Below are 19,397 nucleotides of genomic sequence, written 5' to 3' on the forward strand. Positions count from 1 at the left end.
GATGCATATTGAAAAGATAAATCCACAGATTTTCACAAATGAATATGATATTATGTGTCAACGATTATTTCCGCATTCTAATAAATTATATGATTCACCATTTGGTGCAATGTGGGGAATCATAGAACCTGGAGAAATTTCTAAAATTCATGGACATCATGAAGTTGAAACTTTTATTATCTTTAAGGGTGAAGGAATAGTTAAAGTGGGTAAAAAAGAAGAACCTGTTACGCAAGGGGACGCCATCTTTATTCCACCATTTGAAGAACATAGTTTGAAAAATACATCAGATGAAAATTTGATATTCTTCACCATATGGTGGGAAAATGCTTTTAGTAAAAAAAATAGCAAGAAGTTAGATTCAGGTAAAAAGAAATATTTAATAACGGCCACACCACCAACGCCTAATGGTGATTTACATGTGGGGCACCTATCTGGTCCATATACAGGAGCTGACATTTTAACTAGATATTTAAAACTTAAAGGAAATGAAGTCTTTTATATGAGTGGGGCGGATGATCATCAAAGCTATGTGCCGTTTAAGGCGGGACAATTAGAAAAATCTCCTAGAGAAACGGCAGATCATTTTGCTAATGAAATTGAAAAAACATTAAGGCTAGCAGAAATTAATCCGGATATTTTTGTAAAACCTCATTTTTCAACATTCCATATTGAGTTTGTCAAAGAGTTTTTTGAAAAACTTTGGAATGAAGGTAAATTAGTAGAAAAAGAAGTCGACATTCTATTCTGTAAGCAATGCGATAAGCACCTTTATGAAGCTTATGTGAGAGGTAATTGTCCACATTGTGATGAATTATCAGATGGCAACGCTTGTGAAAAATGTGGTAGACCTAATTTGTGTATAGATTTATTAAACCCAACTTGTAAATGTTGTGGCAGCGAACCAGAGAAATCTAAAATTAAACAACTATTTTTCCCATTAAGTAATTATAAAACACAATTAAAACAGTACTACAAAGAATTAAAAATAGGACCACATCTAACGGCATTATGTGAGAGAATGCTAGATGAGGATTTGCCTGATATTCCTATTTCACATGTATCTGATTGGGGAATTCCAGTTCCGGTAGAAGGATATGAAAATCAAACTATATATGTATGGTTTGAAATGGCACCTGGATATTTATCTGCAACAAACGAATTAATTCAGGATAAAAACCTTTCGTATACGTTAAGGGATTTTTGGAAGAATCAAGATACGACGATCATTAATTTCTTTGGATATGATAATGGTTATTTCCATTCAGTGCTTTTCCCAGCTATTTGGCTAGCATATAGTGAAGATATAACTCTTCCTAAAACAATGATAACAAATGAATTTTATCAACTAGAGGGTCTTAAGTTTTCAACAAGCAGGGGACATGCTGTATGGGGCAAAGAATTATTAGAAAATGCTTCACATGATGTTGTAAGGTATTATTTATCTTATAGTAGACCGGAAACAGTTGAAACAAACTTTACTATGGAAGAATTTAATCATATTGTAGATACGAATTTAAACCAAGAATGGGAATCATGGTTACATGATTTAAAATGCAAGTTAGAAGCAGAGTTTCCAAATGGTGCTCCAGAATTAGAGACACTATCAGGTAATTATTTAATGTATTATCAACATGTAAATCGAATTATGAATGAAATTATGAATGCATATGAACCAAATACATTTTCACCGCAAAAGGTAGTTAGATTATTAAACGAATTAGTGAGAATTGCTAAAAAATTCTCGGCAGGAGAAGAATTTTTAACGGTATTAAAGAATAATCAACAAAGAAGAAATACTGCTATTGCACTAGAATTATATACTGCAAAAATTTTAGCAATATTTTCTAGCCCGATCATGCCTACATTTGGTAAAATGCTATGGGGGGATTTGGGATTTAATGTTGACATGCAGTTGGATGAGGAAGTAAGCTTTTTGCCTGCTGGACAGAAAGTGGATCTTCAAGAGAATTATTTTTCAAAAACAAACGACAGTTTTTATCTTCAGAATATTTGATAATATGAGGAGGTAGTACTTACCTCCTCATATTTCCTAATAAAAAATATATAGGGAGCTCAAATTATGAAAGAGAAAATAAAAATTGGAGTAGTAGGCCCTTTTTCAGGTCCTAGGTCTGTATACGGACAAATGTTAATTGAGGGTGTAAATCGTGCGAAGCTAAATTATGCTGATAACATCGAATGGGTTTATCAAGATGATAAAGGAGATCCAAATACCATCAAAGATATTTCTAAAAAAATGATTGAATCAGGGGTTGTTGCTGTAATTGGCCACTTTAATAGTGCATGTGCTTTAAAAGCAATACCGTTTTATTCCAAGGCGAAAATTCCATTCTTAGTTCCTGCATCAACTAATTTAGAAGTTACGCTTAATAGCGAGGAATTAGTATTTAGGTTTTGTTCTAATGATTTGGTACAAGCTGAAACCGTTATTAATTTTTTGAAAACTAAAGATATTCAAACGATTACGGCAGTTTCCGATGAAACATTTTACGGGAAAAGCCTAGCAGATTTACTGTATCAAAGTGCAAATTCTTTATTTAAAGAAGTTACTAGAATTGAAGATTTTAATAGTGAAAATAATAAGCATAGCGATGCAATATTCTTTGCTGGGACACACTTTAACTCCGCAACTTATCTAAGGGAACTAAGGATGAGAGGGTATAAAGGAATTTTTATAGCTTCAGATGATTCTTATGTAGATGAATTTATAGAATTAGCCCAAGATTATTCTAACGATGCTTTTACCATAAAAGCAAAAGAGGATTATGTAGAAACATCATTTCTTGCAGCTTCGTATCTATTAGAATGTATTGAATCTAATGTAGAAAACTTAATTAATGAATTAGCAACAGGTAATTCTACAATTAAATTTTCAAGCAATGGAGATCGTTTAGGAGCTTCATGGATAATTGCACAAGTTATTGATAAATCTTTTGTTGAGGTGAATTATCATAAAACATTCAGCTGATGTAGTTATTATTGGCGGCGGCATTATTGGTGCAGCTGTACAGTATTATTTAACCAAGCAAAATATTACAAATACAATTTTATTAGAGAAAAATTCCTTTAGTAGTGGATCAACAGGCCAATCCGGAGGTTTTATAAGGGTCTATCATAATGATCCGTATCTAACTGAAATAGCAAAAGAAGGAATAAATGATTTTTTTAGTATTAGTGAAGAGGTTAAATTTAAGCAGACTGGAATGTTATATGTTGAGAATGAAACACAACATATAAAAATGGAAAAGCAAATTGGAGAACTTGAAAAATCTGGGCATAAAATTAGTATCCTTTCACCTGAAGTATTAAAGAAAGAATTTAAATTTATAAATTTTCCTAAAAACAGCTGTGTGGCTTACGAGGAACAAGCAGGGTACATTAGCCCATCGTTAGCCACGAATACATGGATTGAAACATCTAGAACTAAAGGTGCATTAGCTTGTGAAGGAATCGAAGTGAAAGAAATTCTAATGGATAATAACTGTGTTGTAGGTGTTAAAACCTCCTATGGGACTATACATTGTAAACATGTTGTTGTTGCAGCTGGAGCCTGGAGTGGAAATATATTAGATACTATAGGCATTAAAATTCCAGTAAGAAGTAAAATTATTCAAATTCATTTCTTTGATGGAATAGGACAAACAGACCATCCAATTTTTATAGATGATAGTACTGGATTATATGGCAGACCTGATAATCTAGGTACTTCTCTAGTAGGATATCCAGTAGATAAGTATGATATTGATCCGGACAAAAAAATGTCAATTGACCCAAATGACTTTGAAAAAATGCTTCAAAATTCAAAAAATAGATTGCCATATCTAAATAAAAAATTATTTATAGGTGGAAGAAGAAGCTTTGATGCATATACATCAGATAATCGAGGAATGATAGAACAATTTCCACAAGCACAAGGCTTAATCGTTGCAACTGGCTGGAGTGGTGGTGGAGTAAAGTTGGCTCCTGGTATTGGTAAGAGAATAGCGAAAGTGATTACTGGAGTATAAGGGGAGAAAAGACTATGAACAATCTCGAGAATATTGAAATTTTTGAAGCAACCTATGATGATAGAGAGACTGTTATCAATTTAATTAGAATGTATATGGAATTCTATGAAAAACCTGTGCATGAAAAAAGTTCTTTAGATACATTAGTAAATACGATAATAAAAAATAAAGATTTGGGATTATTCTACGTTTGTACGGTTAATAAAGAGCCAGTAGGATTTGCTACTTTATATACCACTTTCAGTACGTTAAGTATGGGAAGAGCAATGATTTTAAATGATTTATTTGTTATCCCTGATTATAGAAAATTGGGTGTTGGGGATATGTTATTTAATACTTGTAAAAAGTATGTCCAAGACAATAATTATGCATATATGGAATGGGTTACCGCAAAAGATAATATAGTTGCCCAAAATTTCTATAAAAAGCAAAAAGCAAATAAGAGTGATTGGATTGTTTACAGTATTTAAATAGCAATCTAATAGTATTTAGGGCGGATATAACAGAATATTTTCAATGTGCAATTTTGTTATGTATTTTCCAAATCCCTTTCTTTAAACAAGTTAAAACAAATTTAAGGTCAAACAACCGATATAAGAAAGAAGGAATGTATAATGCCAATTCAATTTATATTTATAGTACTATTGGCGCTGACTCTTTGTGGGGAAGGTATGTTAACAGTAACTCTAACCTGGACAATTTTGGATAAAGGGGGATCAGTTACTCATTTAGGAATTATATTAACATTAATGAGTTTGTTACCATTCTTTATGCAAAAATATTCGAAAAGTCTTAAGATGTGGTTAACAAAAAGTCCATTGTTAATTTTCTCTGGTGTCCGTTGCATCGGTATTATTCTGATTATAATAAGTCTTTTAAATAGTGAGCATATTAATGTTTTTACTTTATATATTTTTGCAGGTGTTTTTTCTATTATTTTATTTTTATCTACGCAAAGCTTGGAAACTTATATGTCTCAAATGGTATTATCAGGAGAAATTCCAGCAGGAAAGGCTTCAAATATGTTACAAACTGCAATACAAATTGGAGCATTTGGTGGGAACGCAATAGCAGGATTTATGATGAATGTAGGTGGATTTAATAATGTACTTTATGGCTTAGCATTCTCTTTAGGTATTGGGGTATTTTTACCTCTTCTAATGCCGCTATTAAAAAGTAAAGATGTTCAGCAAAATAAAAAACCTGTATCAAATCATATTGAAAAAGTAAATCCAATAGATAATTCAAAAATATTATGGATTACAATTACTGGTATTGCTGTTTTAACAATACAACTTGCATCATTTAATTTTTTAGTACCAATTTTATTTCACGATGTATATCGTTGGGATCCTATGCAGTATGGATTTGTTAGTGCCGCAGCAGGTTTAGGGGCTTTATTAGCTACACTTGTTGGGAAATTTGAGAAATTTATTCCAAGGTCAATTTTTCTATTAATTGCTGTTTTTGATATTACTTTAGGATTAGTGCATTCCTGGTATTTAGCAATTGCCGTTTCATTTATGCTTGGTTTTGTTTTTAATCGTTCACGTATCAATCAAAGAACTGTCATGTTTGACTTTATTAAAACAAAAGAAGAAACGGTTATTTGGTCTAGTCGATCTACACTAGCATTCCAGTTTACCAAAGCCGCTTTACCTTTATCGTTAGCATTACCTATTCAATGGATTGGGATTATGAATGCAGGCCACCTGTTTGGAGTGATAGGTACGGTTGTTGCTGCTACTATGATGGTAATTTATCTTAACGAACTAAATCATAGAAAAAAAATAGAAGTTTTACAACAAGAAGTTGCTCCAAAATCATTTTAATAGTAGCGTATTAAATGAAAAGAATAGCTAATGAAGTAAATTTTATAACGTCGAAACAACTTATAAATAACGAAAAGAAATGAGTACTGTATAATACAGTACTCATTTCTTTTCGTTCGCCTTTAATTATAATTAAAATAGTCAATATCATTTACTAATTCCAATTCAAATAAGCAATTAAATTTCCACTACTCTATTGATAGATTTCTCAAATGAAACAATATCAACATTAATTCCTTATATAGATATGAGAGTATTAGATCCATTTTACTATGCATTTTGTGTAGTAATGTATTTATATTATGTTTTAGAGTTGTGTCACTTTACCTAAAAGTTTGTCGCAATTGGAAGCATAAACTTGCCGTGAATGCTGTTTGTTTGTAATAAAGTTTGATCAAAAACATGCTACAAACGTTGATTTTAGAATAGATTCTTTTCCAGTAGATTTAAGATTGGTTTTTATAAAAATGGTTGATTAAAATTACACATGATAACCTTACTATGTGATTCTCTGATTAATAAAACGCAAAAAAAATTTGGGAATAGTAACATCTATACACTACCATTATCCTTTTTTTTATAGAAATGGTTCGAATTCTCAACAATAATCCATCCTATAGTTATTAATGTTATAGAAAATAATCTAAGACCCAATCTATACATATAATCTAAATCCTTAAGATAAAAGAAAGATAATATCCCTATAACAGCACCAATTATCCCAATAATCAAACCTTTATATTTTTGTAAAAACATATAGTTACCCCTTTCATGTAAACAAAATATTCCATATTTAAATAATACTAAATTATGGAATATTTTTAAAGGATTAAAATATTTTTATATTCAGTTTACATATCATGTTTCTTTTATTAATAAAAATATCCCTATAGATAAGTAAACCCAAAGGGATAAAACGATCAACTTTTTTATAATCGGTACGAATTTATTTCAAAGCTATAGGAAGCATAAGTTTGCCGCAAACAAAAAGAACCATAAGCTTGCCGTTCTGGCAAACTTATGGTTCATATCACAAGTTGTGACTTAAACTTAATTTATATTGTCAAAAAACTACACCCAAATTGTTAGGAGTGTAGTTTTTAGTTATGGTGTTTATTATTAGGAAAAATCGCTTATAACCTTAATTCTCTGTCAAATCATAATTAGTATTTGTTTTAAATATTATAAGATTAGATACTATTTGAGCTACAGAAATATAATTATCAACAAATTCTTCTAATTCTCTCAAATCAGCTATTATGATTTTAGCAATAAAGTCAGTCTTTCCTGTAACTCTATAACAAAATTCAATATTTGTTTCAAGCTGTATACAATCCATAAATTCCTGGAATTGTCCTTCTTTTACTTTTATTTCTAATATTGCTTGTAAAGAATTTGTAGTTGTTTCTTTATTGCTATTTTCCGTTCCAATCATGTTAGTGGATTTAGTTTGAATAACGGTATTTTTCATTTGATAAAAAATCCTTTCAAATTAGTTTCAAATAGAAAAAATATAACCTTTTTCCATTACAGGTGAAATGGTAAGTCGAAGTAGGGTTTAGTATTATAAAGGTATTCAGATATAGATATAAAATATTATATGGTAAAAAATTTTAAAAGGAGGAATTTATATTATGAAAAAAGCATCGGATGATCAAAAGTTATTGAGTATCTATTTTCAACAAATTGTAAAAGCAATTATTCTCATGAAATAGTATAACATTCTATTATTCATTAAGAAGTATATTATTGAAAAAATTTAATAGATCTTGGTAATTATGATAGTTTTCTAAACGCTAAAGAGCAATTTTATAAAACTGAAAATATTGAGAAATAAGAAAAGTCAGTCGATTGATATTGGATTTATTACGCAAAATGTTATAATACATATATAAGCATTATTTAAAAAAGCAACTCGAACCCCAATCCGAGTTGCTTTTTTATTATTTGTTTAATTATAAAATAACAACTAATTGAGTTTTTAATTTATAATATGTGATTGTTTGAAAATTGAATTTTTATATGCAATATTGCATATAAAAGCCTTTGTTTAACATGTTATAATTTTGTTAGTAAATTATTCATCCATTAATTTACTGCTATTCATATCAACAGATATGAAAACCCTAAATTTATAAATAAAAAGAGAAGAACTATGGTGGGTTCTTCTCTTTTTATTTATAATTATTTATTACTTTTAAAAAAGTCTATAGAATCTCAGTCATTTAAAAAAAGGTAGATTTTTATGAGTGAAGAGTCTTTATAAAATAAAATATGCCTATCTAGTTTTAAAAAAATTATCTTATTAATGAGAAAATTAAGAAGGACCTGATGTATTAAATCAGGTCCTTCAATTAAAGCACTAGAAAACAAACTGTCACCATTATAATAACAATAAGGGGAATTTAATTCAATATGTTAAATGTTGAGAAATAAACGATAATAATTCCATTGTATCGTAAATAAAAGAGTACTTACTTCTTGTAAGTATTGCCACAATAGGTAAAGTGATCATACCAGCAATATTTAGACGCCTGTGAATCAGCATCACTATTTAAATTTTTACCAGAGAGTAATTTAGTTCATTAGTAGAAAAAGGAAGGGGCCTATTTGGCTCCTTCCTTTTTCTCATACATAACGCTTGTTGACAACTTATGAAATAATAGCATTCATCGCTATTAAAATATAACACTAAAAGCATTTTAATAGATATGTAATTATGCATACATCGTGCTATTTCATGAATGGGAACAAAACTATTTATCTCTTTCGGGTTGGAAACAAATAGATTTAGGTATATTTAGCTAATCATTGATTGCTAATTAAACCTTATTTCTACGTATCTGAAACAAATTATTTTACTGGATTGCATGTTAAAGAGGGTAAGGGCTTTATAAAATGTAGATTGTTCCTTAGTTTCTTGCTCGTGATTTTAATAGGAGGATGCATAGGAAAAGAAGTTAGGTTATATACGATTCCAAAAGGGGTATTAGTCAGTGCGCCCAAAGATACGCTCCGTTTACGGTTTCCTATCCTACTAAATTGTCATTCTAAGTAGATTCCTTCTCTTTCAAACAATTCATTCCATCGAATAAAGTTAATTCCGTCATACGTATCGCGTGGCATGGTAAAGGGGAGCGCATATATCGGTGCAATCATTGAAAAAGTCAGGAAAAAATAATTGTATTCTTAGTGAGATGTAACAATGATTTTTTTTAAAGTTATTGCATATATTTTATTAATTGATACTCCTCCCCCTAAAGGGTCAGCTGACTAACGTCAGTGGGGTTCTTGCTACCAAAGGCGAAGTCTATTTCTGGTATCGCTGACATGCAAGATTGCGGTGTGCTATCACTTAACTAAGAAAAATCTGATATGTATCAAAGTGTGTACCTATCTTCAAAAATTATAATTGTAAACAACAAATAAGAATGATCTGTGAGAAAACTTAGGGAAAAAGGGAGTGGAGAAATCTTGATACATCAATATGAATTGAATTTTTCAGTGATGTATAGTGGTAAAGTATCAAGCTCACAATCTACGGTGATTCCAGCAAGTTCTTTAGAGGAAGCAAATGAAAAATTACTATCAGAAGTAAAGCGGCGATTAGGGGATTGTAGTATAGAAATTAATTCAAAAAGTTTATATGTTTCAGAAGATAGCCGATATACCATTGAATAAGATAAAAAAGTTCCCTAGAAAGGGAGCTTTTTTTTATCAATTTCACATGTAATTTTAAAAATATATATAGATTTATTTATGAGTTATTTGTATAGTTTAATTGTCTGTTATTTTTTTAAATTCATTTTTTTGAGTGCTCCAGAAATGGAGCCTTTTTTATGCAATAATCCACTTTCCTTAGGTTATTAAGTAGATCCATATGTGCTTTACTTTCTCTAATTAAGGAATCCGTCATATGTTCATCAACTTCATATTTTGAGATATTCCCAAAATCAAAAAAGAAAACTTTATAATTCTACAGTTATTTATGAGGATTCAACTCATCTTTTGTATTTTAGGGAGGAGTGTATTTTTTAGCTTGATGGCAATGCGATAGATTAACTTTTATGAGTAATTTAGAAGTGTTTTGTGAGAAGTATAAGTTGACTAACATAACCATCTTATACTCCTTGCTACAAAAGAAATGACAATATTAAATTTCTCTTATTTTTTATTATGGAATAAATTTTGCAGCTAATCAAAACTTAGAAGAAACGATAGAAAAACTCCAAAAAATAATGAGTAAATTTAAAGTATAATAACAGCTTACTTATTGTATATTTACCAAAGATCGCATAGAAGAATTAGAGGAGTCAATGAAGAGATGAAAAAAAGGAAAAAGTTATTGGATTTATGGAAAACAATCACATTATTAGTGTGTACAGTTGTAATGTTTTCTTTACTTGTGACAGATATATTAATTAGTCATAATGTAGAACGGGCAACGGAGGATAGCCAAGCAGAGAAAGCAAAAACGATTGCACGTATTGTGGCGAATGATTCAGTTGTAATCGATGGTTTAACAGGCAAAGCAGATACTTCCGCAATCCAAACGTATACAAATAGGCTATTAAAAAATACAGATGTTCAATTTATTGTTGTTATGGACATGGGAGGAATAAGAAAGTCTCACCCAGATCCAAAGAAAATAGGTCATCATTTTATTGGAGGAGATGAGGGACCTGCATTGAAGGGACAGGAGCATGTTTCACTTGCAGAAGGAACTTTAGGGGTTTCTATGCGAGTATTCGTACCTATTTTTGCTGAAACAGGTGAGCAACTTGGTGCGGTCGCTGTTGGTATTTCAGCTGATAATGTGAAAGAGAGTGTGAAAAAAAGTAGACATATTATTTATATCGGTGTTGGAGTAGGAATATTAGTTGGTATTATAGGGGCGATATTGCTAGCTAGACATATAAAGAAAAGTTTATTTGGTCTTGAGCCACATAGGATAGCGAAAATCCTTGAAGAAAGAAATGCGATGTTACTTTCGGTGAAGGAGGGTATTATTGCTGTAGATAAAGATGCCAATGTAACTTTAATAAATAACGAAGCAAAACGAATATTAAAGAAAGGTGGACTCACGGGAGATATTATCGGTAAAAATCTTGAAATGTATACGCCGAATTCACGTATAAAAGAAGTGTTGCAAACGGGAGAGGTACAATTAAACGAAGAACAAAATATTTACGGCATTACGATTGTGACGAATCGTGTTCCTTTATATGTAAAAGGAGAAATAGTTGGCGCGATTGCAACATTTCGTGATAAAACAGAGATTAGACAATTAGCAGAAGAACTAACTGGTATTAAGCTATATGCGGAAGCATTACGGGCACAATCTCATGAGTTTATGAATAAAATGCATGTCGTTTTAGGCCTTACACATATGAAACAGTATGAAGAATTGCAGAAATATGTAAGTCGTATGGTATCAGAGCATCAATATGAAATTGGTGGTGTTATGAAAAGAATTAAAAGTCCAGTATTTGCTGGTTTTTTACTAGGTAAACTTAGCTATGCTAGGGAGAAAAATATAAAGTTAATTATAAGTGAAGAATCGGACTTACCAGATATATATGATGATTGTATCATTCATGAACTTATTACGATTGTTGGAAATTTAATCAATAATGCATTTGACGCAGTAATGAATTGTGAGAAAAAACAAGTTGAAGTTGGAATACAACATGGAGATGCCTTAATGATAACAGTACAAGATACAGGCAGTGGAATACCAGAAGATATGCTGGATAAATTATTTACAAAAGGTTATTCCACAAAGGGAGATAATCGCGGTTATGGCTTATATCTTGTAAAGGAAAGTACACAGCAAATAAATGGGGAGATTTATATTTATTCATCGTTAGGAGAGGGAACTAAGATAACAATTGAAATACCTAATAGTAGGGATGAGGGGCAAATATGATTAAAGTTTTAATTGTAGAAGATGATCCGATGGTAGCAATGTTAAATACACATTATTTAGAACAAGTAGGAGGGTTTGAACTTGTTCAAGCAGTTAACTCAGTAAAATCGGCGATAGAAGTATTAGAGAAATCGCGAGTAGATTTAGTCTTACTTGATATTTTTATGCCTGAAGAGACTGGATTTGAGCTTTTAATGTATATTCGAAATCAAGAAAAAGAAATCGATATTATAATGATTTCAGCTGTACATGATATGGGGAGTATTAAAAAAGCATTACATTATGGCGTAGTAGATTATTTAATTAAACCATTTACATTTGAACGATTTAAAGAGGCATTAGCTATATATCGAGAAAAGCTTACTTTCATGACAGAACAACAAAAAATTAGTCAATCGGAATTAGATTCGTTAATTTTACAAAAGGAAAAAAGAGAGCCTATTGTCACTAAAGAGCTTCCAAAAGGATTAACGAAACAAACGTTACAATTAATTTGGGAGAAAATAGAGTCACTGAATGGACGGACGTTTACAACAGATGAAATGGCACAATTAGTAGGAATTTCAAGAGTTTCTATTCGAAAGTATGTCATGTTTTTGACTGAAATAGGAATATTAGAGAATAAAATGGTGTATCAGCATGTGGGAAGGCCGGTGAGTAAATTGAGATGCATTGACCAAAATAAAATAAGTTTTTACGTATAAGCGACTTATGATAAGTCGCTTATATTTTTTTAATTTCTTGTTGAGTGATGTAAGACTACTTATTTAGTAAGATAAGAAAATTGTCGAAAAAAAGATATAATTGTCAAATTATATTGCAGTAAGACTTGTTCGATGTTAAATTCTTATTAATAAGAAAAAAGGAAATGGGTTCGTTTCATTCTCATACCCTATATTTTGTAATTATTTAGTATAAACAAGGTTGAAAATTTCTTTCTTCTGGTATGTTTTATATTTATTAAACAATAGTAAGATTTCTGAGTTTATATTTCTGAAATTTCAGAAATATAAACTCGCCAGGAGATCGAAATTAATTACATTCGTTCAACAAAAGGATTTTAACGGAACAAATTGAAAAAGAAAGGATTATTTATATGCAGAAAAGGAATCATTATATATTTCAAAAACCGATGAAAGTAATTGCGACATCTGCTATTTTGACAACTACAGTATTTACACCTATTATAACAAACAATTTAAATGTACACGCTGAAACAGTTAATCAACAAACTACAAACCAATATGAACTAAGGGAGTTTGAGCTACCAGCTACAGGAAGCTATCAGGATGAAGCCACAAGAGAGAGAAGAAGTGAACAAAAAACCTATATACCAACTGGAATTTATATAAAACCGAATGAAGAGGTTACAGTTGAAGTATCAGGAACGAATAAGATTAGAGCAATTATTGGAACACATGGCTATGATAAAGAATGGGGAAAAGAAATTAAACTTTCTCCTGGTACGAATAAGATTTCATCTCCAAATGGTGGGTTATTAGGACTTGATAATAATCAAACTACAGGAACAGTTAAGGTAAAAGTCACACAAGGTGGGAGCCATATTCCACTCTTTGAACTAGGGAAGCATACGAAAGCAGACTGGATGGCGATGATGGACAAGTATCCAAATGCACATGCTGTTCAATTAAAATCAAGGAAAGCAGTACTTACGGTTACTCAGGATAGTGCTAAGAAGCATATAGTGAATCAAGATCCTATCCCGTTATTAGAAACATATGATGAAATGATTCGAGCGCAAGATAAAATATCTGGATTATCTGAAACAGATCCTAATCCTTTACATCGTTCGACTGAACGTATTTGGGCCTTTATAGAAAATCCTAACAGACCAACATGGGGCATGTATGCAAGTCTAGATGGAGCTGCATTTACTACTGCTGGTAACGCAATTGAAAGTGCTTTAAATGTAAATAAATTTGGATGGGGACAAATGCACGAAGCGGGACATGCAAGACAACAACACCCATGGACGTGGAATGATTTAAGAGGGATGGGTGAAGTAACAGTTAATCTATATTCTTTAGCTGCACAAAAGCGATTATTCCCGAATCAACCGACGCGCTTAGAAAAATCAGGTGATTACGATAAAGCTTTTGCATACTTAAAACAAATAGATAAAGACTATAAAAATATAAATGACTTGTTTGTGAAACTTGTTATGCCTTGGCAACTTCATCTCGCATATGGTGAAGACTTTTATCCGAATCTTCACAAACTATATCGAGAGTTACCAAAGGATCGACTTCCAAAAACGGATGAAGAGAAAATTCAAGCATTCATTTACAATACATCCAAAGTAGCGAAACAAAATGTACTCCCGTTTTTTGATCAATGGGGACTGAAAGCATCACAAGAAACGCGACAAAAAATAGAAGCTTTGAACTATCCGATATTAACCGCACCTATTTGGGAAGCAACAGATTCTAAACCTGTAATTGTAGAAGAAACTCCAGATATGGAACCGAATTTTACAGTACCTGTTGGAGCGACAATTACTATAGGTAATTCATTCGATCCAATGTCAGGAGTGTCTGCTACTGATAAGGAAGACGGAGACCTTACTAATAAAATAACAGTTGACGGTAAAGTAGATACCTCTAAAGCAGGCACTTACGAGTTAACATACACAGTTAAAGACTCTAAAAATCATAAAGTAAACGCGAAACAAACGATTACGGTTAAAGAAAAAGAAGAAATAAAAGATGAGGCGCCATTACTAAAAGTGCCCTCAGAAACTAAAATTTCGGAAGGGGATAAATTCGATCCAATGAGAGATGTAAGTGCTACTGATAAAGAAGATGGTGATCTTACATCAGAAGTAAAATATGAAGGTGAAGTAGATACAAATACACCTGGCACTTGCACGATTAAATATACAGTTAAAGATTCTGCAGGTCATTTGGCAACTCAAATACAAACTGTAACAGTTAAAGAAAAAGAAAAACCTATTGAGATTCAAGAGCCTGAGTTAAATGTACCTACTGAAGTGAATATGAATGTAGGAGACAAATTCTCACCAATATCTGGGGTTAATGCTATTGAGAAGGAAGATAGTGATATTACTGATAAAGTAAGACATTTTGGTGAAATAGATATATTTAAAACTGGTACTTCCGAGGTAAAATTACTTGGTCGTGACTCTGGTAGTAATGAGGTAATTACAATACAAAAAGTGGTAGTGAAAGATGAAAAAAATGGTATTAATAATATCTCTAACAACAGTAATTCTGATGAAAAAGAAGATACGTATAAAGAGCTTCCAAAAGCAGGTACAAGTACAAATAATAGTGCAGCAATAGGCATATTGATGGTTCTTGTAGGTATGATAATTACTTTTGGTTGCAAATTTAAAAAGGTACTAAAATAGTTGTACCTCAGTGCATTTAATAAAAGTAAGACTGAATCAGGAGCTCAAATTGAAACAATGGAGAGATTGATTGACACTCCCACGTCTAAAGTAGGATTAAAGTCCTGTGTGGGCTTTCTCGTATCGTAAATTCTGTAATTTTTTTGTTACCTTCAAATGAATCAGCTATATGTTAAAATATTTATATTCCTCCTAATCAATTCATGTGATTAGGTGAGCCCTAAAGAGTCCCTATCTCCTAAGGGCTCTTTTCATAAAGTCTATTATTCTATCTCATTTCTCTACTCTATCAAGCAAATTGAACCATACCACAAATTATTATCCTCAATATCAGATGCCTTGAGATCTCTCTTCAGGATATTAGGTACTTCCCCCTTGATGCGAGAGTATTAAGCCATTATTAGCACTGTTTATAGTTATGTAGTTTTTACATAATTAAAATTGATTAACTATCTATATTTTAGTATTTATTCTTACAAAGATTCAAGTATACATTAGTTCTTGGGGCCTGTGTAGCAATGGAACCAAATCACGCAATAAGCATTAGCGGACATCAAACGTTTATTTTTCTACACTTTATGTCCACTAATATTAATTAGTGGACATTTAAAACAATACCGAAGGTCGGTGTAGTATATGGCTATTCGTTAAGAAGATTTCAACGCTCAAAAAGAAAACTTGCAGATTGGGAGAACATTGATTGTACAGAAATAGATGATGAACTATTATTGAAACAAGAGCTAGAACAATTACAAAATGAAGAAGGATATGTATCAGGAGAAGGCAGGAACTTGAGTTCGGGATACAAGTTGATTTACCATAAGTTCGCAATAAAATTTATTGCAAAGTAAGAAAAAGGAATACAAAAAAGAATTGCTGAAGGGCTGAAGAGGCTTCTTGAAATCTCCCCTAAAGGAGATATTAGAAGTATGAAGGGTTACACAGATTTATATCAATTACAGGTTGGAACCTTTTGAATTTTATTTGAAATAAATTATAATAAGAAAGTCATATACATACAAGCCATCGGAATTCGTGGTGACATCTATAAATAATACTAACATGTATTTTTAAAAAGGAAGGTCTTTCAAATTAAAGAGCCTTCCTTTTTTGTGCACGGATAATGCCCGCTAATGCTCATTGCGTGATTTGCTTCAGACCCCACGAATCACCAAGTAATAGAAGATATGGCTAAAAAAGTAGCATAGATTTAACTTTTTTGTGTCTAAAATATTAACTCCGATCTAGCTTCCACTTAGGAACTGTGCCTAAAACAAAATTCTCTTTCATTATTTTTCCCTCGGCTTATTCATGAGTCGAGGGTTTCTTTTGTGAAACATTACAAAAATGTAACGTTAATGTAATGTAGTTCCATCGATACTACAAATATAACCGGATAAAATAAGTTACATAAGACGAAATCCCAAAAAGGAGCGTTACCAAAAGGAGTGCTACAAATGAAAAGCATATTAAGTGTTGAAAAAATTGAAAAGTATTATGGAAATAAAGATAACGTAACAAAGGCAATTGATAATATCAGCTTTAAAGTAGATGAAGGGGAATTCGTTGGAATCATGGGACCTTCGGGAAGTGGTAAAACTACGCTTCTTAACTGTATATCAACTATTGATAATGTTACTACAGGAAAAATAATCATCAATAATAGTGACATTACTAGGTTAAAATCAAAAGCATTAGATAAATTTAGACGAAATGAGTTAGGCTTTATATTTCAGGATTTTAACCTATTAGATACTCTTACAGCATACGAAAATATTGCTTTAGCGTTAACAATTAAAGGTGAAAAAAGTTCAGAAATAGATGGGAAAATAAAAGCAGTAGCAAAGTATTTGGAGATTGTAGAAGTTTTAAACAAATATCCCTATCAGATGTCAGGTGGACAAAAACAAAGGGTTGCGTCAGCAAGAGCAATCGTGACAGATCCATCCTTAGTCCTTGCGGATGAACCAACCGGAGCGTTGGATTCTAAATCATCTAGATTATTACTGGAAAGATTTGAGAGTCTAAATAAAGATTTAAAGACAACAATTCTTATGGTTACGCATGATGCCTTTACAGCTAGCTATGCTCGTAGAATCCTTTTTATTAAAGATGGGAAAATCTTTAATGAGTTAGTCAGAGGAAATGATTCTCGAAAAGAATTCTTTAATAAAATTATCGAAGTAATCACACTGCTTGGAGGTGATGATAATAATGTACTCTAAGATTGCCGTAAGTAATGTAAAGAAGAGTTTTAAGGATTATGCTATATATTTCTTAACACTAACATTAGCTGTTTGTATATTTTATAGCTTTAATTCAATAGAGTCACAAAAGGCGCTTACTGAACTGAAGTATTCAGGTTCATCATATATAAAAACATTAACTAGTACATTGGCTGGTATATCAGTATTTGTATCCATCATATTAGGAAGTCTTATATTATATGCGAGTAATTTTTTAATAAAGAAACGTAAAAAAGAATTAGGAATTTATATGACCTTAGGTATGGGAAAAAGAAGAATATCTAGCATATTAGTAACAGAGACCATAATAGTTGGGGCTATATCTTTAATTAGCGGACTTATACTAGGAATTGTAGTATCACAAGCCTTATCTAGCTTGACTTTAAAGCTATTTGATTTACCGATGAATGAATATAAATTCGCAGTTTCGACTGGTGCTATAGGTAAGACTATATTGTACTTTGGTATCATGTTCTTACTTGTTATAATCTTTAATGTATTTGTTATTTCTAAGTATAAAATCATCGATTTGATAACAGCAAGTAAGAAAAATGAAGAGGTAAAATTTAAAAATCCTATTATACATCTAATGGTATTTATTTTATGCGTAATCTCGCTTGGCTATGCATATAAAACAATACTGAAAATAGGCTTTAGGATAGATAATCCTATGTTCCTGCTAGCAATAATCCTTGGAATTTTAGGTACAGTATTATTTTTCTTTAGTTTATCTGGATTCATCTTGTATATAGTAAAGAAAAATAAAAAGATATATTTAAAAGAGTTAAATATTTTTATAATTAAACAAATAAATAGTAAGGTGAATACGAATTTTTTATCCATGTCTCTCATTTGCTTAATGTTATTTCTTACAATAGGGATATTGTCTACCGGAATAAGTTTTAAACAAGCTACTGAAGAAGGACTTGAACAAGTAACGCCTTTTGATGCTAGTGTTAGGTTGTACAATGTTAGTCAAAATAACCATGAAGATACGTTAAATAAGATTAAATCTAAAATAAGTAAAAATGAAAAATATATAGTTTACAATGAATATGATGCAGAGTTAAGCGTAGGAGAATTGTTGAAATCTCGAGATAAAAAGCTTCAACCATTTAACGTAAGCTTTGTTAAGGTATCTGATTATAATAAAATTCTCCAATTAAAGGGTGAAACAGAAATAAATTTAAATAAGGATGAGGTTTTAATCTCATCAGATAAAGGTCCAGTAATTCAACCAATTAATAAAAAGTTAAAAGACAGTAAAAAACTTAATATTAAGGGAAAGGAATATTCGGTAAAACAAACTAAAGTTATAGAAGAAAATCTTCATACTACTAGTGGTTTTACAGATAATGTATGTACAATCATTATAAATGATGAATTTTTATCAGGTTATAAGATTCGTATGTCAGTATTTAATGTAAATTATTTAGATAAAAACAGAGAAGAATATAATAAAAAATATGCTAAAATCGACCATGACTTTTTTATGGCTGGATATCGGGATAGAGGTATGCCACAGGGGGTATCAAAGGATCAAACATACTCAGAATCCAAGGGGTTCACAGTTATGGTGCTGTATATCGGAATATATATTGGAATCGTGTTCTTAATTACTAGCATGGCTGTATTAGCTCTTCAACAATTATCAGAGGCCAGTGATAGTATAGAAAGATATAAAGCCTTAAAGAGAATTGGTGCAAACGAAAGAATGATTAACAAAACAATTTTTATGCAAACTGGCATATATTTTAGTCTTCCGGTTATTCTTGCATTGATTCACTCAGTGGTGGGAATTAAGATGATGAGTGACACGATAAGTAATGTGTATCAACTAGATATTACCCTTCCAGCGCTAATGACTGCTTTCATATTTATTATAGTGTATGTAGGATATTTCTTTACAACATATATAGGATATAAAAATATTGTTAAGAGTAATTTATAAAGAGATTGATTGTAGAC

At 31.2% G+C, this 19,397-nt stretch carries 13 protein-coding genes and 1 pseudogene; 12 read left to right on the forward strand and 2 right to left on the reverse strand.

Annotation, left to right across the window (positions count from 1 at the left end):
• The first annotated feature begins 1 nt into the window (after position 1).
• From A6J74_RS00620 to A6J74_RS00640, 5 genes are all read left to right on the forward strand, one after another.
• Positions 2-2,017 (forward strand): class I tRNA ligase family protein, encoded by a 2,016-nt coding sequence (locus A6J74_RS00620; protein ID WP_000546770.1) that lies wholly within the window; start codon positions 2-4, stop codon positions 2,015-2,017.
• A 66-nt stretch (positions 2,018-2,083) separates the two neighbouring features.
• Positions 2,084-2,992 carry a branched-chain amino acid ABC transporter substrate-binding protein gene (locus A6J74_RS00625; RefSeq protein ID WP_000659945.1) on the forward strand — a complete coding sequence of 303 codons (909 nt, stop codon included), beginning with the start codon at positions 2,084-2,086 and terminating at the stop codon, positions 2,990-2,992.
• A gap of 25 nt (positions 2,993-3,017) precedes the next feature.
• Positions 3,018-4,031 (forward strand): NAD(P)/FAD-dependent oxidoreductase, encoded by a 1,014-nt coding sequence (locus tag A6J74_RS00630; RefSeq protein ID WP_232304915.1) that lies wholly within the window; start codon positions 3,018-3,020, stop codon positions 4,029-4,031.
• Positions 4,032-4,045: 14 nt separating this feature from the next.
• Complete coding sequence (locus A6J74_RS00635; RefSeq protein ID WP_001061014.1) at positions 4,046-4,501, forward strand: GNAT family N-acetyltransferase; 456 nt, start codon at positions 4,046-4,048, stop codon at positions 4,499-4,501.
• 144 nt (positions 4,502-4,645) lie between these two features.
• On the forward strand, positions 4,646-5,863 hold the full coding sequence (locus A6J74_RS00640) for an MFS transporter (RefSeq protein ID WP_001122313.1): 1,218 nt from the start codon (positions 4,646-4,648) through the stop codon (positions 5,861-5,863).
• Between the two features lie 552 nt (positions 5,864-6,415).
• Here A6J74_RS00640 and A6J74_RS00645 read toward each other — a convergent pair.
• Together A6J74_RS00645 and A6J74_RS00650 are read right to left on the reverse strand one after the other, a co-directional pair.
• Complete coding sequence (locus A6J74_RS00645; protein ID WP_000479686.1) at positions 6,416-6,619, reverse strand: hypothetical protein; 204 nt, start codon at positions 6,617-6,619, stop codon at positions 6,416-6,418.
• 385 nt (positions 6,620-7,004) lie between these two features.
• Complete coding sequence (locus tag A6J74_RS00650) at positions 7,005-7,334, reverse strand: Lrp/AsnC family transcriptional regulator (RefSeq protein WP_000799645.1); 330 nt, start codon at positions 7,332-7,334, stop codon at positions 7,005-7,007.
• 2,003 nt (positions 7,335-9,337) lie between these two features.
• Between A6J74_RS00650 and A6J74_RS00655 the strand changes: the two genes are divergently transcribed.
• From A6J74_RS00655 to A6J74_RS00685, 7 genes and pseudogenes are all read left to right on the forward strand, one after another.
• Positions 9,338-9,544: a hypothetical protein gene (locus tag A6J74_RS00655; protein ID WP_000581809.1), complete on the forward strand. Its 207-nt coding sequence runs from the start codon at positions 9,338-9,340 to the stop codon at positions 9,542-9,544.
• A gap of 643 nt (positions 9,545-10,187) precedes the next feature.
• Entirely contained in the window at positions 10,188-11,792 is a 1,605-nt protein-coding gene (locus A6J74_RS00660) for a sensor histidine kinase (RefSeq protein ID WP_000746347.1), read from the forward strand.
• Positions 11,789-12,496 (forward strand): response regulator, encoded by a 708-nt coding sequence (locus A6J74_RS00665; RefSeq protein ID WP_000598686.1) that lies wholly within the window; start codon positions 11,789-11,791, stop codon positions 12,494-12,496. Before A6J74_RS00660 ends, A6J74_RS00665 begins: the two co-directional genes overlap by 4 nt.
• Before the next feature lie 392 nt (positions 12,497-12,888).
• Positions 12,889-15,183 (forward strand): M60 family metallopeptidase, encoded by a 2,295-nt coding sequence (locus A6J74_RS00670; RefSeq protein ID WP_001172105.1) that lies wholly within the window; start codon positions 12,889-12,891, stop codon positions 15,181-15,183.
• Between the two features lie 860 nt (positions 15,184-16,043).
• Positions 16,044-16,238: pseudogene (locus A6J74_RS30235) on the forward strand (type II toxin-antitoxin system RelE family toxin).
• 402 nt (positions 16,239-16,640) lie between these two features.
• Complete coding sequence (locus A6J74_RS00680; protein ID WP_000836176.1) at positions 16,641-17,408, forward strand: ABC transporter ATP-binding protein; 768 nt, start codon at positions 16,641-16,643, stop codon at positions 17,406-17,408.
• Positions 17,398-19,380 (forward strand): ABC transporter permease, encoded by a 1,983-nt coding sequence (locus A6J74_RS00685; RefSeq protein ID WP_000286995.1) that lies wholly within the window; start codon positions 17,398-17,400, stop codon positions 19,378-19,380. Before A6J74_RS00680 ends, A6J74_RS00685 begins: the two co-directional genes overlap by 11 nt.
• The last annotated feature ends 17 nt before the right edge of the window (positions 19,381-19,397 follow it).

It is taken from the genome of Bacillus sp. FDAARGOS_235 (assembly GCF_002073415.2).
Taxonomy (GTDB): Bacteria; Bacillota; Bacilli; order Bacillales; family Bacillaceae_G; genus Bacillus_A; species Bacillus_A toyonensis.